We start from the raw sequence: 20,273 nt of genomic DNA on the forward strand, positions 1-20,273 counted from the left end.
CTTACCTGTCGGTGATGCCAGGGACCTCGAACGCAGCGCAGAAGTCGGCGACCTCTCTCCGCACGCAGGCATGGACATCCGGATCATCGGGCTGGCGGCAGACCAGGTCGATGAAGGCGGCAATCTGCACCATTTCCGCCTCGCGCATGCCCATGGACGTCACTGCTGGCGACCCCAGGCGAATTCCGCTTGTGACCGCCGGATGGCGCGGGTCGCCCGGCACCATGTTAAAATTCGTAATGATGCCTGCCTTTGCCAGTCGCTCGGCATAGGCTTTGCCTGACAGTGGCCGATTGCGCAGATCAAGGATCAGCATGTGATTGTCAGTCCCCGCGGTGACCAGGTCATACCCTCGCTCCAGAAGCGCCCGGGCCAGCGCCTTGGCATTCTTGACGATCTGCTGACCGTAAACACGGAAGGACGGGTTCGCGGCTTCCTGCAAAGTGACAGCTAGAGCGGCGATGATATGCATATGCGGTCCGCCCTGCAGGAGAGGGAACACCGCACGGTCTATACGTTTGGCGAGATTGTGTTTGCTTTTCGGATGATAGAGCGCCTGATAACGATCTTCATTTCTTGACAAAATGAAGCCCCCGCGGGGACCGCGGATTGACTTGTGAGACGTGCTGCTGACGACGTCGCAATGGCCGACGGGGTTCGGGTGCGCTCCTGCGACAATCAGGCCACTGATGTGTGCGATGTCGGCCACCAGATAGGAGTCCACCTCCGAAGCGATTTCGGCCATTGCCGCATAGTCAAAGACACGCGGATAGGCAGTTCCGCCGACCCAGATGAGTTTCGGCCGTTCCCGCTTGGCCGTCTCGCGCAAGCGGTGATAGTCAATCTGCTGCGTCTTTTCGTGCAGCCCATAGGGGATGCGTTTGTAATCAGTGCCTGAGAAGTTGACGGCCCATCCATGTGTCAGATGACCCCCACCGGGGAGGGACAAGCCCATCACCTTGTCTCCCGAGCTCAGAAGCGCGCGATAGACAGCCTGATTGGCCGGCGAGCCGGAATAAGGCTGGACGTTGGCGTGTTCGCTGCCAAATAGCGCCTTCAGGCGCTCAATGGCGAGGTTCTCAAGCTCATCGACGATCTCGTTTCCCGTGTAGTAGCGCGCACCGGGGTATCCCTCGGCGTACTTGTTCGTGAAAATCGAGCCCGTCGCTTCCAGCACGGCCGAAGAGGCGAAGTTCTCGGAAGCGATCAGTTTGAGCGTCGTGCGCTCCTGCCGCTCCTGTCTTAGAAGCAGTTCGTGAACGCGCCAATCGACCGCGGCCAAGGGAGACCGTCCGTAGGTATCGGGCTGCGCGATGGCGCCGTCGGCGAAGTTGTCCATGACAGTTTCGCTCCCATTGGATTGATCTATTTCACGATCAAGCAGGCGGGGCCTTCGACCGCGTCGTGTATTGCTTTGAGGCGTTGCAGGTCTAGCTTATGAAAGCCATCGTCGTGGGGCAGGAGATCGATCAACAATTGAACCAGCCCACCGTCCTTGCTCCCCGCTTTGAGATGGTACGAGGGCCGTCGTTCGTTGCAGCAAAGAAAGTCGGCTCTGGCGAGCAGCCGGACGTGTCGCACAACGTGCTCGCGACGCCGCCCCAGAATCTCCGCCAGCTCGCAGACCGTCAGGTCCGCATGCGCGCAAAGGCCCAGGATTCGAAGACGATCAAGATGCGCTGCCGTCCGCAAGCGACTGACCAGCGTCATCATTGGTCAGCATCAAGCCATATGGAAAAATTGGGCGCCCGCCCTACTGACTTTGTCATTTGGCGTTCTCCACAGCTGCTACAGGTTTCGACCAATTATGGTGTTGCTTATCCCAGTGACCGAACACTCGAGGTGCTCGCGAGGATACGTGCTCATTTGTAAGCACGTACTTGTTTCGAGCTGACAGTGGCGATATTCGAAGCAAGATGAGCCTATAGCCATTGCCTTTAAAACCGAAATGCATGCTTTTCGGCGGTCGCATAGTAAACGACACCATGGTTTGGCCCACTACTGCCCTCGGATGTTGCTATAAGCGTACCATTCGATGCGGCTTGGAGCTGTTAAGAGTCTATGAATTTCTTTGAAGGATCGGTTGCAACGCAGGCTCTTCTTCACTGAAGTCATCACGCCCGCCCGACCAGCGAGCTGCCGATCACGATCGCGTTCGCGTTCGCCTTCTGCTGCCTTCCTCGGCCGAACGATGTCGGCGAGGAACGAACCCTCCGTAAATAGCTTATAGCGGAAAACAGGTTCAGAGCCGCGCGATGCCGCTCATGGCCGCCTAGCTCAATGTGATGCTGCGTGCTTGAGCGCTGCAGTGTCCATCAGGAAAACCATGTTCCTGATCAACTGGGCGATGATGAGGCGTGGAACGAGTTCTTCTCTGCAATGGGACTTTCGTCAGACCGTCCACCGCTGCTGTAGTCTTCAAGGTCGTGCTGCAAGGCCAAGTTAGACCAACACAGGCGGTATAGAATTCATGGAGATTGAGCTGTCCCGCTCTATGCCGAGATCTGAAAAATTCGAGTTTTTCATGATATCTCATAACACCGCTTTTGCTCAAACGGATCCGGCGATAGGTCCGCTCAATCGGACCACCGAGATTCAGTTTTCATTCGTCAGCTAGAATGAGCTTTGGAAACGGAGGATGCCGCCGACGCTGTCCTTTTTGTCAGTGGCAGTCCAGTTCACGTTGGAAGGGCCGACCATGCCGACGCCGAAATCGCTGTAATGGTCATAGTCGAGTTCGGCTGTGACCGTGAAACCTGGAACGACCGTATAGGCGACGTTCGCAGCCAAACCATAGTTCTTGAGCTGATCACCGGAGACCTGAAGGTTGAACGAAGTTGTCTCGTTGAACTTGTAACTGGCGCCGGCCCAGAATGCCCAGTTGCCGCCCCAAATTTTGTAGAAGCCGCGACGATGAGCGTCGATTGCCTTAGTGGAGTCATCGTTGAGCTTGCCATTGGCACCGTAGCCGAACATTCCGAATAGCGACAGTCCGCTGGTGACATTGACGTCGACGCGGACCTTGCCGGCCACCGATTCGTAGTTGCTGTCATAAGCGCCAACGCCGGTGATCGCGCCCCAGCCTTGCGTGTATTTCACGCCGCCGACGACGTGCGGAACATAGCTGTCGATAGTCCCAACTACGCCAGAGCCTCCTTCGAGTGAACCCACAGCCGAAAAGCCGTTACTGGCATCAAAGTAGTACTGAACCACGCTTGTATCGAAGTCGCCGTACGGAACAGGAAACTGATTGAGGACATTCCCAGCGTAGCCAATAAATGTATCGAAGGCCGACTCGTCCTTACCAACTCGGAGGCCACCAAGCTGAATCCAGGCGGAAGTCAACGTGAGGCCTGTGTTGAAAGCATTGTTCTGAGGACTGTCCGGACCCAAATAAGCGTTGCGGTTACCGAAGTTCATGAGGGTTTCGGAATAGGTCTTCAAAGCGCCGAGTTCGGTCTCCTGGCCGGTCCAAGTTTTGAACGTGAAGCGCGTGTTGTTTCGCCATGTGCCCTGATCCTTGCCAGTCCTCACAAAGGTTCTTGCGGGGTCATACGACCCGACATCACCGAGGCCAATGTCGTAACGGACATAGCCGCCGATGCGCAGGCAGGTTTCAGTGCCAGGGATATAGAAGTAGCCGGCGCCGTAGACGTCGCAGATCTTGACGTATTCGGTCGGTTCCGGCTCGGCGACCGTCACCGCGTCGGCGGCCCGAGCACCCGAAACTGCGATCAGGGTTGCGGCTGAGCCGAGAAGACGGCTCGTGATGTTCATTATGACTGCAGCTCCTATGCCACGGCGTGCTGTGCCTCGACGCAGCTCTTCAGCCAAAGTCTTCGGTTGGCCCGGGGGATTCAGCACTTCTGAGTCAATCGCCATGGTCATCTCCGCTAGTTGTGGGTACACCGTCACAACGGCTTCCAAAGTTGACTGGGCAAGTGACGTGCCATCCTGGAAGAGGTAGCTGCGCGCTGACACTCAAGTTGGCCGGCGTACCTTGGCCGCGCTTCCTTCTTTTTTGCTTTGAGGGTCAAGCTGAGCACGAAAAGCAAACGTTTCGGATGTGTTCGTCTGTTCGATACGCAACAATTTCGTACAATGGCGACGGCTTTTGTTTGCTATGAAACCTCGAGATTGAGACATCATGCGACGGCACCGTCTCGGTACGTCAGGCGAGATGCTCCCCAGTAGGCGTCATCATCGTTAGGGCGGAGGGCCTCGCCTTGGTCCTGGCCAAGCTGGTCATGATCCCGGGCGCCAGCTTGCCAATCAGACCGGACAAGTAATTTCGCAAGGCTGAGAGATCGACACGAACCGTTGTAAAACCGCCTCTGGATCGCAAGCCGTGCATGGCCCGTTCTGTTTTTGCAGCAGCACATGCGCGTTTCTCGGCGCGATTGTTAAGTCCATTGTCCGAGCGATGCTCGACTTGCCGCACCACCTGGCCCTTTGCGGCCATAGGAGCGCGGTTTGTCGATGATCATGCCCCTTGAGGGCGCAGCCCTGCTTTCAGCAGCGAGGCAGTAGGCGCTTGGGAGCCTTAGCATTGCGGCGGACGTGGACGATCTCGTCCAGCACATTCCCGTCCTGATCGACGGCGGTCCACTGCCAATGCCTCTTGCCGGCAGTCGATTCCACGCGCTCATCGAGATGCCAGATATCGCTGCGCGACGGCGTCTTACGATGAAGCCGCCAAGCAAAGCCTGGTCCCGACGCCGCGTCGTCTCGTAGGGATATGGCAATGCCGCGCTCCAGCAGCATCTCCGCGACAGGCGCAGACTGAAGGGAAGCGATGGTGGAACCAAAAGCGTGCGAGATGGTCTCGGCGGGAATGCGATGGCGGTGAGCTGACCGGCCAGGTGTCCATTCATCCCGTCGCCATCCAGCCAAGACTGATCGGCGACATCGCCCGCGTGGGCATTCACATTGGTGAAATACAAGGTCGCGCCGAAGCAACGAATTGACATAGCGCAGAGACACAGGAGAGCGCAGCGGTAAGGATGATGGTTTCAGCATAGGAAGGGAACCTGTTGCAGACCTCAATCCTGACAAAATATCGCGGGGCCCACCTGCCTTGGCACACCATCTATCCGACTGTGCCGGAGTTCTCCGCGGCGGTCGGGTGCAGAAGCTTGCGGAATGGCTCAGGCACCTACCGGCTGACGATCCGGTTTCACTCTATCTCCACGTTCCGTTCTGCCGACGTACTGGTATTGCGGCTTCCCTACCACGATCACCCGCCGGGATGCGCCGATCCTCGACTATCTAACGGTGCTGCATGACGAGATCCGCTCGTGTCGGAGCAAAACGGCCAAGGCTCTAATCGCCGCTGGATGAAAGTTCAGTGGCATGTATGGACGGCCTCCGCGTGGCAAGGGCTTTTTCGGCGCTTCTGGCGGTTGGTCGGGTGCAGGCATGTATACGGCCTTTGATAGCGACGTTCATGCCGCTGGCCCTGATGTAGTCCGCTGATCGGGTCCCAGACAGGTCAACGCGCTTTCAAGCGGCACCCACTGAGCGGGTTTGTCCGATCTCGGCTCGACCGTTCGCCATCACACCATCAGCACTCTCACCAATCTCTGCATCCTCCGCGACCGCCTCAACGGGCGGCGGAATCCTCAAAACATCGGCCGGTCATCATCAGCGCCCAGACGATCCTCGCCATCTTGTTCGCCAAGGCGACGGCGACGACGTTTTATGGCTTCTTCGCCAGCAGCTCGGCAGCCCAGCGGGTAGACGCCGCTTTGCCCTTTCCGCTGAACCGGAGCACTGCATGGGCACCGACCACGAGAAGGCGGCGTAGATAAGGATCACCTTGTTTGCTGATCCTGCCGAGGCGGTCCTTGCCACCCGATGAGTTCTGCCGCAGCACCAAGCCTATCCATGCCGCCAGCTGCCGGCCGGGTTTGAAGAGCGTCGCGTCCGCTACGGTCGCAGCGATCGCGCTTGCAGTGATTGGGCCGATTCCGGGAATTGTCTCGAGGCGTCGGCTCAGTTCATTGGAGCGGTGCCAAGCATGGATCTGGCTGTCCATCTCGCTGATCTTCTCGTTCACCAGCATCGTTCGCTGGCGGATCAGCAGCTCACCGACCCGATGCAGCATCAGCACACTCTGCTGCTCCTGGCTCTTCACCGGAACGAAACGCCCTGCGTGGCCACCTGGCGGAGTTTGGGGATCGTAACGCGCCAAGGCATTGTAGCCTGCCTGCTCACCCGGTCTGTTTTCAGGGTATACGTCTCCCAGAACGCGTCGCTTGCTCCCGGGCGGTCTCATCCATATAGCTCGGCGCGGAGGAAGCGACCGACGTGCTATAGTTGTCAGCAGCGACTTCCTGGACAATTCGTGCCTAACAAGGAAGAAAATATGAGGCGACAGACCCAACCGGTTACCACGATCAGCGCCCTGACCCGGCATGATGGCGAGGGCTCGGCGATCGGACATTTCACACGGCGATGATCGGCGCCGAATGTTCTTACACCGGCGAGGCCCGGATGGTGCGCATCAAGAACCATGGAGGACACGATCCGCATGTCGCAGACCGAGCTCGTGAAGAGCAATGCTGAACTCGAAGAGAAAGCCAGATAGCTCATGGAAAGGCTTGGCGCCACGATCGCCAGCCCAACTTCAGCGCGATCTCAGCCCGAATTGAAGGCTTAGCTATTAGCTTTTTTGAGCAGACCTGGGCGTGGTGGCGCTCCGACAAGCCGCGAGACATATCCAAGGTCGCGCACCATCCAGCGAATTGTCATCGCTATGACAACAATCGCCACTCCAAGCACACTTGCAACCACGATTCTGGTGATGAGACCCCAGAGTTGCCCGAACTGTATTAAATCCATCAGGCGAAAGACGGCACCCTGAACCAGGTAAAGCAGCAGCGTGCTCTGACCAAGCCCCACTGCGACGAAGCGGACTACCTTTGCTGAACAGCCTGCTCTCCAGCATTGGAACATAAACTGCATAGCCACTGCGGAGGCCGCTGCCGAGCCAGCGAACATCAGCAATACCTGTCTAGCCGACTGCGCATTGTGAACTAGAACAAGATTGTTGTAGGCGTAAGTCTCCCTTCCCCAAGCAAGGAAGCACAGGCAAGTTGCCGTCGAGAGTAAGACCACCAAAGGCAGTTCGGGGCGCACGATCACACTCGTCAGCTGCGGTCGACTGGAAAACAGGAACCCAAGACAGAAGAATGCGTAAGTGTATCTTGCCAACGGAACTATCGACAATGTGATGGGCAAAAATGCCACCACAACTGCAGACGCGGATATAATCCACATCGATAAGCGACTGAAAGTTATAAGAAATTTAATAAGAAGGAAAGAAGCGAATGCCGCCCAGATGAACCAGTACGTACCTGTGAATTCCCTCGAAAAATCCCAAAGTTCATCACTTAAACTTCTTGGTGGAGAAACAAATGTGGACTTTAACGCACAGATTAAGGCGCACCAAACTACCATTGGAAGCAGTAATTGCATTGCTCTATCGCCGACAGCTTGACCGAAGGATTTGCGTAGAATCGCTCCAGAAGAAAGGTATCCACTTACCGCCATAAATAGGGGCATATGAAACATGTAGATTGCCATGAAATATGGAGACAGCCAAAAGGAGTCAGTGTCTCTATAGATTACAGATTGTAATAGGTGCCCGATTATCACCAAAATAATGAGTACGCCCTTGGCGAAGTCGAAGCTTAGATCTCGGGTGTTTGCTCCTGCGAAGCGCAAATCACGCTTATCATACCCGGCTGTTGCTTGATCACGCATCAGGCCTCCAGATGTCTATTGTGTCTATGCATTATTCGCGGTTTTCCCCTTCCGCCCCGGCATCGCTGTTCTTAACGGGCTCGCTTTGGGGCGACAGTTCAGCAGCCGTTGGGACCTTCGCAGGCAATGATGGTTAGGCATGGACAGGGCCAGCGCGCTAGGTTCGGTGCAAATTATTGAACTTTGCACGGATCGGGGCGATGGTATCGAGGCCGACTGGCTGCAACCGAGCGGACGAAAACCTCGTACCCGGTCGCAAACCTCCAGCGCAGTGGCGATCGCGATCACGTGTGGCAACATCGTCTCGCGATTGCGCCTCGTTAGGGAAAAGACGCCTTGCGGCTCCTCATCCATGATCCTGTTCGACTCACTGAGCTCGGCGAAGCCTCGCGACATTTAGTTTATTTCATCTCCTGGATTCAACCCGGCACAATCCCGTGGTTCAGGTGGCCTCAAGCTTAAATGTGAGGCCTTCACGGGGCCAATTCCTTGCCTCGCTTTACGGAAACCTGTTGCGACGAATCTGCACGGGCAGCCAGGCCTCGGTACAATCGAGCATGCTGCAACCGCTCACGGTACGATCCTCACAGCCCAATCCAGCGGCTTGTGGATCTCTAATAAAGGATGGAGGGGCTGCAGCAGGACAGAAGCAGAACGGTCTGTTCTAGAGGCTCGTATTCCTAAGCAATACATCACCCTCCGCTCCGCGGGCATAGCAGGTCACCAATTCGAACGAAGGCAAAAGACCGAGAATGGCCTGCAGGGATAGCTGCCCTTCATAGAGCTCGTGGTCGCTGTATTCCGTGTAGATAAAGCGCGTGTTGCTCAAGGTCTGTCTGCCGCCAGCGATGACATCTGACTCGGCTCCCTGCACATCCATCCAGATGAAGTCGATCTCGTTCAGGTTCGCTTCGCTGCACCAGTCGTCAAGTCTTCGAGTTTCAACCGAAACAGGGCGATCGAATCGTACCCAATCATGTTCGACAAGATGATTCTTGGGTCGGCGTATCGAACCAGATTGGTCCCATTCCTTGGCACTTCCTTCTCCATTGCTTGGATGGAAATCAATCGTACCATTTCGGTTGCTGATCGCGATCTCAAACAGCCTCACTTTGTCCAGATACAGATTCATGTATTTCTTAAAGCGAGCAGCCGCTCGAGGGTCTGGCTCAAAGCAGTAGAGCTGAGCCTTTGGGCAAAGCCTGAGAAAACGGCGCGTATCCGTTCCGTCATTGCAGCCGATGTCCAAAATGACAGGATTGGGCTTTTGGAGGAGTGAAACAATCTGCCGATGTACTCCTAACGAAGACATCGGTTCCCGCACGCGCTCCAGGAGCTCTTGCGCCGTGCGCCGTATAGAAATTGGCAGGCTTTCTCTAAAGGACCGCTGTATATTCATTGAACTTCACCCTCGATGCCTCAATTACACGCGCGACGCCCCCCCCCGAGGAGCGTATAGCAGAACTCCAGGCTAGCGCGGCCCAACACTATTGTTTTCTGGTCCTGCGACGACCGCGCCAGTCGGGCTATAGGATCGACATCCCGCGAATGGCAGCTCGCATTATCAGTAGACCCCGAGGTTGTTTTCATATCCGCTATTCTCTGATTGATAAAATCGATAGTTATGATGGTACCCATGCACGGGATGGATACATCCATTACCATGCACCTGTGATTGCCCGGGGGAGGACTACGTTCGGCGGGTCCCGCCTTACGCCGACCCGCTTACGCTTTGGGATAGACTGAAGGCGCACGATTTCTCCCGGGCTCAATTGAAAGTCGGACATCCCAGGATCGGGCACATTCGGATAGCGTGAGCGAGACCAACGCATCAGAAGGCAGGCCAACGCTACCATGATGACGCGCCCTTTGGCAAAGAGCGGCACCGTTTACCTTCGCCACTGTGCGGAACGCGGGGCGACCGCCGCTTCAGCCATCAGGCCTGGGGTGTGATTTCCCCATAGCGGAGTCGACCCCTCTCGACAAAAGCCTGACCTTTGCCAGTCTTCTACGGGCAAGCGTTCGCGCGAAAAGTCCAAAGCTCCGTCCGTAACATTCAACTATGAAAGCCAGCGTCATCAGATCGAGCAGAAAGTCGTCGATCGCGTGTGTGAGCGCGTCAGACCTTTGTTCAAGCTGAAGCAGCAAGGCGCGCGCCTCTTCGATCGCGGCCCGGCAATCACCTGCGTCTATCAGCGAATCAATCCTGTCAAAGATCTGCAAAGCGTGCTCACTCTCCCCAAGCCACACTCAGCGCATTTAACACCGCTGGTGAGTGAGTTTTCAACGAAAGAACATCGTCGCGTCTCGCGAAAAGGCATCGCTCAGTCCTTTGATGAAGCATGATGCGTCAAACAACCAGCGAGAATCCGGGCTCCCACAACTATGCAGCTTGGACGACGTGGTCGAAGGCAAGATGAACCGGCTCGATTCCGCTTACAGTGGGTCTCGGCCGCAAAACTCTGGTTAGTGTCCGTCTTTGCTTCTTTGGCGGGCCTTAATGCTTCCCGCCGGCTGCGAGGTGCGGCTTCGGTCGGAATCCGCGGGGAGGTGCCCCAGCGAGGAACACCAGCGTGGCAGAGCTGGAGCGCGAGGGCTGGGAAATCCAGCGCCCCACGATCGTGATTACGCGGTAGTGAAGCTGGCGGCCTCGCCCTTGCGGGGGAAATGTCTGGCAGGGCAGCGGGTGCCGGCCCTTCGGCCTGTCGACCAATCCCAGCCCCCCGTCGGACCATTTATCGGCAAGCAAGGGGGGCGGAAAGCTGGCGATCCTTGCGAAGACATCGCGAACAGTTTCCCATGCCATAGGTGGAACGCGTTGAGGTCGATGTTGGATTTTCTGGTGGCGGAAGTAGGCATCGAAGACGCCGTCGTTGTCGGTTGGCCGGAAGGCGACGAGCTTGCCGCGAAAACCGTTGGTGTGCGCAAGTGACCTCGGCGGGAACGCGATGGCGCTTGAAGCTGACCGGCCAGGTGTTCATACCATCGCCATCCAGCCAAGATTGATCGGTGGTATCGAAGTTTCGCGCCGAATGCGGAACGGACTGACATAGCGCAAAGACACGGGAGAGCGCAGCAGCAAAGATGATAGTTATCAGCATGAGACGGTAATTGTTGCAGACCTCGATCCTGACAAAATATCGCGTGGCCCACCTGCCTTGGTACACTATCTATCCGACTGTGCCGGAGTTCTCCGCGGCGGTCGGTGCAGAAGCTTATGCGGAATGGCTCAGGGACCTACCGGCTGACGATCCGGTTTCACTCTATCTCCACGTTCCGTTCTGCCGATCGACGTGCTGGTATTGCGGCTTCCCTACCACCATCACCCGCCGGGATGCGCCGATCCTCGATTATCTAACGGTGCTGCATGACGAGATCCGTCTGGTCTCGGAGCAAGCGTCGCGGGCGCTGCCCGTGAGCGACGTGCATTTTGGCGGAACGCCGACCCTCGTCGGGCCAGCTGAGTTCCTCGCTCTGATGGAGTTCCTGCGCCGCCGCTTTGCTTTCAGGAAAACGGCTACGGTTGCCGTCGAGATCGACCCACGCACGTTCACGGCCGAGATGGCCGAAGCCTTAGGAGCAGCGGGTGTGAACCGCGCGAGCCTCGGCGTGCAGAGCTTCGATCCCGTTGTTCAAAAAGCGATCAACCGGGTCCAGAGTGAGGCGCAAACGGCGGCTGCCGTCGAAATGCTGCGCCGGCATGGAGTAAGCCGCAACAACTTCGACCTCATCTTCGGTCTCCCGCGTCAGACGGTGCAGTCCTGTGTCGAGACCGCGACGGCGGCGATCGCCATGCGCCCCAACCGGCTTGCGGTGTTCGGCTACGCGCACATTCCGTCCGTGATAAAGAATCAGCGCCAGATCGAGGAGACAGCACTGCCGGACAGCGCTGCCCGCGCCGAACAGGCTGCGGCCGTGGCCGAAACGCTGGTTGCCGCAGACTACCGAGAGATCGGGCTCGACCATTTCGCCTTGCCGGAGGACGAGCTCGCGTTGGCACAGAAAACCGGTCGCCTGGGGCGCAACTCGCTGGGTTACTCGGCCGACACCTGCAAAACCCTGATCGGTTTCGGCGGCTATCGGCCGTGTCGGCGAGGGCTACGTCCAAAACGAGGTTACACGCGATTCGTACACCCGGCTCATCGCAGTTGGCCGTCTGGCGACGTCGAAGGGCTAGCGTCTCGCTGACGAAGACCGCGTGCGAGCCGCAATCATCGAGCGGCTGATGTGCGATCTCGAGGTCGATGTGCCAGCAATCTGTGCCGCACACGGATTTGATCGAGATCCGTTTTCTCGATTCAGCTGAAGGCTTAGCGATGCTGGAGGATGGGATAGTGGACATCGAAAAGGGTTTCATTCGCGTGCGGCAGGAGCATCAATTTGTGATTCGCGCTGTTGCTGCCGCATTCGATGCTTTTCTGGCCCGGGTGGCCCCGTAAGCACTGCGAATCGGGATGAGAGAGCCGAAGCGAAATTCGACGCGTCTATGGCAACATGCGGTCGGCGGCACGGAAGAATGTCCGCGCACGCGCCACGATCCGCGCTTGCGTGGGGTGGTCCGCCGTTTCGACGTTGACAATGCTGACCTTTCAACTGCGGATGGGGACGATCGATATGGCTGGCAAAAACTCGTCCTTCCCTGGTCACATGATAGGCGAGTCCTGTTCGGCGGTCTCTGTCATCGACGGTGCCCGCCTTGTGGAGTTGGTGGTGGGACAGCTGGGTCGTGAGCCTCATGCTTTCGACTCCTTCACGATTGAAAAAGAACACCTTGGCTTCGCGGTGGTCCAGCCACGCGACGGCATGTTGAGTTTGCATATGAATAGGTCCTCGAGTTTGCGTTGAGGCGCGCGAGCCCGAAGTCTCACGCATTGAGACGGGTCACCGGGTACGGCTCGTATCGTCCAGGACCGCCAAAATCGAGATGGTTCCAGAATAGCGTTCACCGTGCCACGATCCTCGCGCGGCCATTCGATGGCGCCACGATCTCGTGCAGCGCGGCTTCAATGTGAACCAATCCGCTCGCCAGTCTTGATCGTGGCGCCATCGGCGATGAATCATCGCTCGACTTGCCGTCTACCGGGCACCCATAGTGCTTCATCGATCGAGGAGCCGGTCCATCCCGATAGGACGGCCGCTGCGCATCCATACCCGCGAGACTGAGCTTCGGTCACGCCCCGTTACAATGAGCAATTCGCGCATGATTCAGATCAAGGCGGAGCTGCTGCTTTCTGCAGATCATGGGGAAATGTGGAAGCCAATCCTAAGCGCTCCGTTTGGTCGCAACCTCGAACTGGCCGTCTTTGACGCGGATGGCGAACACGCGCTTGTATTTGCTTGCAGGAAGGTGCGGGACGGTTGGACCAATGCTGTGACTGGCGCCCGGATCGACATTCACCCGACCCATTGGCGCGATTGGGAGCCAGGTCGGGCATTGGCAAACGCGACCAACCCTCTCCGTGACTCGCCTTAATATTTGGACTCCACGATCAAAGCCATTCGTACCAGATGCGACAGGCTGCTTGCTCCCGTCTCGTTCATGACATTCGCGAGGTGAATTTCGACCGTGCGCGGGCTGATTCCCAGGGCATAGGCTGGTCTTGTTCGACAGGCCGGACACCAGTGCGTCCAGGACCTGCCGCTCGCGCTCAGTTAGACTTGCCCGATGACCAAGGATACCGCAGCTTGCGGGTGCGTTGCAGCACCCGTTTTGGTTGTTGTCCAATGCCGAGCTGATTGAGTCGATCAGAACCTGGTCATTGAACGGGTTTTTCAATGAAATCGGCCGCGCCTTCCTTCATTGCCTGTACCGCGAGCGCCACATCGGCATGACCCATCATGACGACGACCGGCAGCGTATGTCCACGGCTCCGGAGCTGGCCAAGGAACTCGATGCCGTCTATACCGGGCATGCGCGCGTCGGATACGATGCAGCCTTCCAGACTATCGGCTGCCGCAGTCAGAAAAGCCGTCGCCGACTCCTGCAGACGCACGGCCAAGTCGGCAGTAGCCATAAGGAAGCCAAGCGACTTACGCACGTCAAAGTCGTCATCGACCACATGCACCAGATTACTGCCCGGGCAGTGGCCACCTCTTCCTTTTCGATGATGCGCAAGGTGAACCGGAAAGCAGTTCCCCTGTCAGGAATGCGCGGGTCCTTAGACTGTTCGACTTCCTGAACCTTCGGCAGCGCAGCATGTCCGGAAAATCTGTGCTTGACGTTACGTAAGGTCCCGTGTTTTTCGCTGTTCAGGGGAACGACTTCCAGTCTCGGTCCAGGGCGATGAAAATGAGGGGCAGTGATGGTGGTTGGCGAACCAAATGACGTGCGCGTCAAACGCGCCCATGGGGGATGGGTGGTTCATGTTGTTGAGGACGGCAAGCTAACAGTTCTTCGGTTCAGCACACAGTCTCCCGCCGAGAATTTCGCCGATGGCCAACGAGCCAGGCTCGGCCTCGCTAGCAAGCCACCGATTTGACGAACACTGATATCGGCACCAGATTTGGGGAGACGTCAGATGGCTGGTGAGCCTTTGGCGCCCGCAGGAGCAACACATCGCCGAACGGCCATTTCAATGCTGCTTGTGGCCGTCCGGCTGGCCATATTTATGATGATGGTTGGCACCGCTGCCGATGCGGAAGATGACTATGTGGCCTGCTTGATCGACACGGCGGCAAAGATCATGAAAAGCCAGGTCGTCAAGGACGCGGCCGTAGCGCTGGAAAAAGCAGCAAGAATTTGCAAGCCGCCACCGCAAGTAACCTGAGACCGGTTCAAACACGCAAAATCACATTAGAGTCACGTCGCTGTTCGCGCATTATGGAGATGCGGGACATTGCGCCATCTCACGAAAGCTGGAGTGTCAGCAGCTCCGTGACGTTTAGGTCCTCTCTTCAGCACTGAGCAAGTTGCAACGGGGCGTAGAGGCTCTCACATATGCGGCGCAAGTCATGCCCCGGAGACCAGGGCAGGAATGGCCAAAGCCTCATCCGCCTCGTCAAGGATCGAGAAACTGTAACGCCCATGTGCGTCGAGATCGACGGAGTAGCTCAGGCGGTCGAGGATGTGGTTATCCTGGTCGAACGTGACGATCCGCGGCTTCAGACAGGTAATATGCGCTTCGTCCAGGTAGATGGAGCTGCAGACAATGATCTGGTCGTCGGGTTGGCAAGTGCGGGCAGCCGCTCCGTTTAGAATACAGCAGCGTGAGCCGCGCTCGCCCAGAATGACATAGGTCGAAATCCGCGCACCGGAATTCTTGTTCCATACCTCCACGAATTCCATCGGCAGGATCCCGGCTGCTTCGCAGTGGTCCGGGTCGAGCGTTATCGAACCGTGGTAGTTGAGGTTCGCTTCGGTGACGTAAATGCCGTGCAGCTTGCCGGCGACTATTTTTCGCATTGGTTCTTTTGTCCCTATCGATCATACACGGTTAGGTTCTTGCCGTCCTCTTGGCGGGTCGGTCGCCCCGCTAAACTCCGACGACGAGCGCGCCGCCGCTGAGGCCCGCACCTGCGGCTGCCAGCAGGATTTTCTCGCCTGGCCGAAACGGCTCCATCTGATGGGTTACCGACAGGGACAGCGGGATCGTCGCGGCGGAAGAGTTGCCGTATCGGCAATCGTCTTGACGATTGCTTGATCCGCTATTCCGAGGTTCCTGCCGACCGCATCGAAGATACGAGCATTCGCCTGATGCGGCACGAACCGGCCGACATTCTGTGATCGCACTCCGGCAGCGGCAAGCGCGCTTATCGAGCAATTGGTCATCATCTCGACAGCCTTGGCGAACACTTCGCGTCCGTCGGTCATCGTCATCCGGGTTTGCCCGAGGTCGAGGCCGCCGTGGAACGGCATGTTGCTACCGCCCGCCGGAATCTGGATCAGCCCGTAACGCGAGCCGTCCGAATCCACCGAGGCACCGAGAATGCCCCGGTCGGGATCCTCGCACGGACCGATCACCAGGGCGCCGGCGGCATCGGCGAAAAGGACCGAGCTTGCGCGCTCGGCCGGATTGATGCGACGGCTGAGGATGTTGGCGGCGATAACCAACGCTGATTTGCCGTGCAGGCGGGTGAAGCCGTCCGCGAACATCAGTGCATAGATGAAGCCGGCGCAGGCCCCGGTCAGATCGATCGCACCTGCTCGTCCAAGTCCCAGCTTGTGCGCGACGAGGGGTGCGCTGGGCGGCAGGAGGTGATCAGGCGTCGAGGTGGCAAGCAACAGCAGACCGATGTCGCTCCGATCGATGCCGGCTTTTGCCAGCGCCATATCGCCGGCATGCGTGGCAAGACCAGACAGCGTGTCATCGTCCGTTGCCCAGAAGCGCGAACGGATTCCGGTACGCCTTTCGATCCAGCCGGGTTCGAGCCCGAGACGGGTTTCGATCTCTGGGTTCTCGACCTTGCGCGCCGGCACATGATGGCCAAACCCGAGAATGCGCGACGATCGGCTCATGGCTTTGAGCCGAAGCGTTCGCCGGCCTCTTCGATGGCGTTGTAGAGCCCGTCGAGCTCGTCGCCGGTGATGCAATAGGGTGGCAGAAGATAGAGGACGTTGCCGAGCGGACGCACGAGCAGGCCGCGCTCGAGGAAGAATGCGCGCAGCTTCGGACCGATCTCGGCGAGATAGCCGGCTGAGCCGGCGTGCAGGTCGAGTGCCGCGATCGTACCGGTCGCCCGGCTATCGCTGAAGACGGAATTATCGCGAAAGCGCTGAAGCCCGGCGGCCTGCATCCCGCTCAAGGCCGCGATCCGCTCGGCCACCGGCTCGTCGCGCCAGATCTCGACATTGGCGAGCGCTGCCGCGCAGGCCATCGGATTGGCGGTGTAGGAACTCGAGTGGAAAAAAGTCTTCTTCCGGTCCTCGGAATAATGGGCCTGGAAGATGGCATCGGTGGCGAGCGTGGCGGCCAGCGGGATAGCACCGCCGGTCAGGCCTTTCGAGGTGCACAGGATGTCGGGAGAGATAGACGCCTGCTCGCAGGCGAACATGGTTCCGGTACGGCCCCAGCCGGTCATCACTTCGTCGGCGATCAGCAGCGTGCCGGAGGCCTCGGCAATCTTCTTCAATTCGGCCAGAACCCAGGCCGGGTACATCAGCATGCCGCCGGCGCCAAGTACGAGCGGCTCGACGATCAGCGCGGCGGCCCGCCGGTCGCGGGCAACGGCCTCGAACCGATCCAGCGTTTCCTGCTCATGCCCGGCGGCCGGGAAGGGAATGGTGTCGACCTCAAACAGCAAGGGCTTGTAGGCGGTATTGAACACGCCGCGAGCCCCCACGCTCATCGTGCCGATGGTGTCGCCATGATAGCTGTGCTCCATGACGACCATGCGCGAACGCGGCGCGCCGATGTTGCGGAAATAGCCGAGCGCCATCTTCAGCGCGACTTCGACAGAGGTCGAGCCGCTGTCGGAATAGAACACCCAGTCGAGGCCGGACGGAGCGAGACCGACAAGCGCCTTGGCCAGACGTTCGGCTGGCTCATGCGTGAAGCCTGCAAAGATGATCTGGTCGAGGCTCGACGCGGTCGTCTCGATAGCCTTCATAATATGGGGATGGCGGTGGCCATGCGTGACGACCCACCAGGAGGAAATGGCGTCCAGGATGCGCGTACCGTCGGCCTTGTGGAGATAGGCGCCTTCGGTCAGGACAATTTCAGGGATAGCAGTCTCAAGCGCGTGCTGCGTGAAGGGATGCCAGACTGGTGACCGCGACATTCATTGCCCTCCCGCGATCGAGGCGAAGGCGAAGCCGGCAATCATTGCGTCTCTCAACGTTTTGTCCGTCAGCGGATCGATATGCGGCAGCCTGCCGAGCTGCGGCACACCGCCGAATTCCACGATTGTCCGTTGCGTATCGGCCATCTCATCGCCGATGAAGGCGATGCCCGCGAGCGGGATGGAGCGCGCCCGAAGGGCCTCGATCGACAGCAGCGTGTGATTGATGGTGCCGAGCGTGGTGCGGGCGCACAGAATAACCGGCAGCCGCCATTCAGCGAATATGTCGATGAACCTTGTGCGCCGGTTGAGCGGCACCATCAGCCCGCCCGCGCCCTCGATGACAAGCGGTGTCGGTAGGACCGGAAATGAAAGATCGACAGCCTCGATCTGGATGCCATCGATTTCGGCCGAACGATGCGGCGACAGCGGGCTGTTCAAGCGGTGGGCTTCCGGAAGCACGCGCCCTGGCGGCAGGCCGGAGAGTCGTTCAACGACCTCGCTGTCGGTCTCGCCGTCGAGGCCCGATTGCACCGGCTTCCAGTAGAAGCCGTCGAGCAGGCCGGCGAGCCCGGCCGAAAATACGGTCTTGCCAATTCCGGTGTCTGTTCCAGTGATGACGATGCGCTTGGTCATGCCGAGGCCAACACCTCGACGAGCGTCTCGACCATGGCCGAAATGTCGGCTTCGTCGACGTTGAGCGTCAGCGAAATGCGCAGCCGCGACGTGCCCTCGGGCACGGTCGGCGGACGGATGCCGCGTATATCGAAGCCACGCGCCTGCAGTGCTGCCGCCACCGCCATGGTGCGCCTGTTATCGCCCATGACGAAGGGCTGGATCTGGGAACCGCTGGGTGCCACGCCGCAGCGCTCGGCCAATTGGTGGCCCGCGAAGGCAACACGCTCGTGCAACCGAACACGGCGTTGGGGCTCATCGGACAGCATGGCAATCGCCTCGCGCACTGCCACTGCCATCAGCGGCGATGGCGCGGTGGAGTAGATGAATGGCCGGCAGCGGTTGACGAGATAGTCGCACAGGAGTCCCGGCCCGGTGACGAGTGCACCGGACGCGCCGAGCGCCTTGCCGCATGTGTGGAGCGCGACGATGTTGTCGCGGCCCTCGTAAGCGGCGGCAAGGCCGCGCCCCTCCGGTCCCCAGACGCCGGTGGCATGTGCCTCGTCGACGACGATGAATGCCTCGTGCCGATCGGCAAGTGCGACCAGGCTCTCCAAAGGCGCGCAGTCGCCATCCATGCTGTAGAGGCTTTCGACCGCGATCCAGACGCATCCCCTGCCGCCTTCGGCGCGCCAGCGCGTGATCGCATCCTCGACAGCATCGACGTCGTTGTGCGCGGCGAGCTTGAACTCAGCGCGGCCAGCGCGGGCCCCCTCATGCATGCTGGCATGGGCGAGTTCGTCGAGGACCAAAAGGTCGCCCTTCTGCGGCAGCGCGGTCAGGAGAGCGAAATTGGCGATGTAGCCGCTACCGAAGAACAGCGCGCGTTCAGCTCCGAAAAACGCCGCCGCGTCCGCCTCAAGTGCCTCATGCTCCGGCGCGTTGCCTCGCAAGAGCCGCGACCCGGTGGCACCAACCGGCGTGCCCTGCGCAATGGCAGCTGCAACCGCATCGCCCAGTCTCCTGGAGGCGGCAAGCCCGAGATAGTCGTTCGACGAGAAGTCGAGCCCGCCGCGCGGCGACAGCGTTCGCAGCCGGTCCTTGCGCGCCAGCCCCTGCAAGGTCGCGTCATAGCGGGCAAGCGGTGCCCCGTTCATTGCGTGTCGAGGTCCATCGGCTCGATGCCGAGGCGCCGGAACAGCATAGTATCCTTGTCCTCGCCAGGATTGTCCGCCGTCAGCAGCGTGTCGCCGACGAAAATGGAATTGGCGCCGGCAAAAAAACACAGCGCCTGCATTTCGTCGGTCATGGCAGTGCGGCCGGCGGAAAGGCGCACATGCGATTTCGGCATCATGATGCGTGCCAGCGCGATCACGCGCACGAACTCGATCGGCTCGATCGGCCTGGCTTCGGCAAGCGGGGTGCCGGCGATCGGGATCAGCATGTTGATCGGAACGCTTTCGGGAGGCTCCGGCAGGTTGGCCAGGGTCACCAGCATGTCGATCCGGTCGGTTGCCTCCTCGCCCATGCCGACAATGCCGCCGCAGCAGACCTTGATGCCGGATTGGCGAACATGCTCGAGCGTCTCGAGTCGATCCGCGAAGCTGCGCGTGCTGATGACCTCGCTGTAGTGGCGTTCCGACGTATCGATGTTGTGGTTGTAATAGTCGAGACCAGCCTGTTTCAGGCGAACGGCCTGCTCAAGATCAAGCATGCCGAGGGTCATGCAAGTCTCCATGCCCAGCGCCTTGACGCCTTCGACCATCGCCACCACCGCATCCATGTCGCGCGCCTTGGGGTTTCGCCAGGCTGCACCCATGCAATAGCGGGTGGCGCCGGCATCGCGCGCCTTGGTTGCTTCGGCGATGACGCGCCTGACTTCCATCAGCTTCGACGCCTTCAACCCGCTTTCGTGATGCGCCGACTGGCTGCAATAGCCGCAATCTTCCGGGCATCCGCCTGTCTTGATGCTGAGAAGTCGGCTGAGCTGGACCTTGTTGGGATCGAAATTCTGGCGGTGAACGGTTTGCGCGAGGAAGATGAGATTGTTGAAAGGTGCATCGTGAAGTGCCCGTGCCTTCTCCAGGGTCCACGTCCCGGCGTCAGGGGATTGAGCCTGTGGCGTTGTCTGCGTCGACGTCGTTGCGTGGATGTCCATACTGTTCCTCCGGTTC

At 59.0% G+C, this 20,273-nt stretch carries 14 protein-coding genes and 5 pseudogenes; 6 read left to right on the forward strand and 13 right to left on the reverse strand.

What is annotated here, in order from left to right; genetic code table 11:
- Window position 1 precedes the first annotated feature (1 nt).
- Window positions 2-1,339: a serine hydroxymethyltransferase gene (locus HNQ71_RS32600; protein ID WP_184878449.1), complete on the reverse strand. Its 1,338-nt coding sequence runs from the start codon at window positions 1,337-1,339 to the stop codon at window positions 2-4.
- Between the two features lie 98 nt (window positions 1,340-1,437).
- Between HNQ71_RS32600 and HNQ71_RS32605 the strand changes: the two genes are divergently transcribed.
- On the forward strand, window positions 1,438-1,872 hold the full coding sequence (locus tag HNQ71_RS32605; RefSeq protein ID WP_184878452.1) for a hypothetical protein: 435 nt from the start codon (window positions 1,438-1,440) through the stop codon (window positions 1,870-1,872).
- A 741-nt stretch (window positions 1,873-2,613) separates the two neighbouring features.
- On the opposite strand, the gene HNQ71_RS32610 is transcribed toward HNQ71_RS32605, so the two are convergent.
- A complete protein-coding gene (locus HNQ71_RS32610; protein ID WP_184878567.1) occupies window positions 2,614-3,777 on the reverse strand; it encodes a porin in 1,164 nt (387 codons plus the stop codon).
- Between the two features lie 735 nt (window positions 3,778-4,512).
- Window positions 4,513-5,019 (reverse strand): DDE-type integrase/transposase/recombinase, encoded by a 507-nt coding sequence (locus HNQ71_RS35990; RefSeq protein ID WP_425492297.1) that lies wholly within the window; start codon window positions 5,017-5,019, stop codon window positions 4,513-4,515.
- Window positions 5,020-5,033: 14 nt separating this feature from the next.
- On the opposite strand from HNQ71_RS35990, the pseudogene HNQ71_RS35245 reads away from it, so the two are divergent.
- A pseudogene (locus tag HNQ71_RS35245) lies at window positions 5,034-5,325 on the forward strand (coproporphyrinogen III oxidase); the annotation flags it as partial.
- 277 nt (window positions 5,326-5,602) lie between these two features.
- On the opposite strand, the pseudogene HNQ71_RS32620 reads toward HNQ71_RS35245, so the two are convergent.
- From HNQ71_RS32620 to HNQ71_RS32630, 3 genes and pseudogenes are all read right to left on the reverse strand, one after another.
- A pseudogene (locus HNQ71_RS32620) lies at window positions 5,603-6,148 on the reverse strand (IS110 family RNA-guided transposase); the annotation flags it as partial.
- Window positions 6,149-6,657: 509 nt separating this feature from the next.
- Window positions 6,658-7,767 (reverse strand): nodulation factor fucose acetyltransferase NolL, encoded by a 1,110-nt coding sequence (nolL, locus tag HNQ71_RS32625; protein ID WP_184878457.1) that lies wholly within the window; start codon window positions 7,765-7,767, stop codon window positions 6,658-6,660.
- A 664-nt stretch (window positions 7,768-8,431) separates the two neighbouring features.
- Window positions 8,432-9,079 (reverse strand): FkbM family methyltransferase, encoded by a 648-nt coding sequence (locus tag HNQ71_RS32630; protein WP_281391488.1) that lies wholly within the window; start codon window positions 9,077-9,079, stop codon window positions 8,432-8,434.
- A gap of 815 nt (window positions 9,080-9,894) precedes the next feature.
- Here HNQ71_RS32630 and HNQ71_RS32635 point away from each other — a divergent pair.
- From HNQ71_RS32635 to HNQ71_RS32645, 3 genes and pseudogenes are all read left to right on the forward strand, one after another.
- Complete coding sequence (locus tag HNQ71_RS32635; RefSeq protein WP_184878464.1) at window positions 9,895-10,113, forward strand: hypothetical protein; 219 nt, start codon at window positions 9,895-9,897, stop codon at window positions 10,111-10,113.
- A gap of 768 nt (window positions 10,114-10,881) precedes the next feature.
- Window positions 10,882-12,206, forward strand: a pseudogene (gene hemN, locus HNQ71_RS32640) (oxygen-independent coproporphyrinogen III oxidase).
- A 139-nt stretch (window positions 12,207-12,345) separates the two neighbouring features.
- Complete coding sequence (locus HNQ71_RS32645; RefSeq protein WP_184878467.1) at window positions 12,346-12,612, forward strand: hypothetical protein; 267 nt, start codon at window positions 12,346-12,348, stop codon at window positions 12,610-12,612.
- A 624-nt stretch (window positions 12,613-13,236) separates the two neighbouring features.
- Here HNQ71_RS32645 and HNQ71_RS32650 read toward each other — a convergent pair.
- Window positions 13,237-13,781, reverse strand: a pseudogene (locus HNQ71_RS32650) (response regulator).
- Between the two features lie 504 nt (window positions 13,782-14,285).
- Between HNQ71_RS32650 and HNQ71_RS32655 the strand changes: the two are divergent.
- On the forward strand, window positions 14,286-14,534 hold the full coding sequence (locus HNQ71_RS32655) for a hypothetical protein (RefSeq protein WP_184878470.1): 249 nt from the start codon (window positions 14,286-14,288) through the stop codon (window positions 14,532-14,534).
- Between the two features lie 182 nt (window positions 14,535-14,716).
- On the opposite strand, the gene panD is transcribed toward HNQ71_RS32655, so the two are convergent.
- The 6 genes and pseudogenes from panD to bioB all read right to left on the reverse strand — a co-directional run bounded on the left by panD (window position 14,717) and on the right by bioB (window position 20,257).
- Window positions 14,717-15,169: an aspartate 1-decarboxylase gene (gene panD / locus HNQ71_RS32660; protein WP_184878486.1), complete on the reverse strand. Its 453-nt coding sequence runs from the start codon at window positions 15,167-15,169 to the stop codon at window positions 14,717-14,719.
- Between the two features lie 70 nt (window positions 15,170-15,239).
- Window positions 15,240-16,222: pseudogene (locus tag HNQ71_RS32665) on the reverse strand (beta-ketoacyl-ACP synthase III).
- Window positions 16,219-17,484, reverse strand: a complete 1,266-nt coding sequence (locus HNQ71_RS32670; RefSeq protein WP_184878489.1) for an adenosylmethionine--8-amino-7-oxononanoate transaminase — start codon at window positions 17,482-17,484, stop codon at window positions 16,219-16,221. The pseudogene HNQ71_RS32665 and the gene HNQ71_RS32670 overlap by 4 nt, the downstream one beginning before the upstream one ends.
- Window positions 17,485-18,120, reverse strand: coding sequence for a dethiobiotin synthase (gene bioD / locus HNQ71_RS32675; protein WP_184878492.1), 636 nt, complete (start codon window positions 18,118-18,120; stop codon window positions 17,485-17,487).
- Complete coding sequence (locus tag HNQ71_RS32680) at window positions 18,117-19,256, reverse strand: 8-amino-7-oxononanoate synthase (RefSeq protein ID WP_184878495.1); 1,140 nt, start codon at window positions 19,254-19,256, stop codon at window positions 18,117-18,119. The genes bioD and HNQ71_RS32680 overlap by 4 nt, the downstream gene beginning before the upstream one ends.
- Entirely contained in the window at window positions 19,253-20,257 is a 1,005-nt protein-coding gene (bioB, locus tag HNQ71_RS32685; RefSeq protein ID WP_210334137.1) for a biotin synthase BioB, read from the reverse strand. The genes HNQ71_RS32680 and bioB overlap by 4 nt, the downstream gene beginning before the upstream one ends.
- Window positions 20,258-20,273: the final 16 nt, after the last annotated feature.

The organism is Mesorhizobium sangaii, from assembly GCF_014207355.1.
Taxonomy (GTDB): domain Bacteria; phylum Pseudomonadota; class Alphaproteobacteria; order Rhizobiales; family Rhizobiaceae; genus Mesorhizobium; species Mesorhizobium sangaii.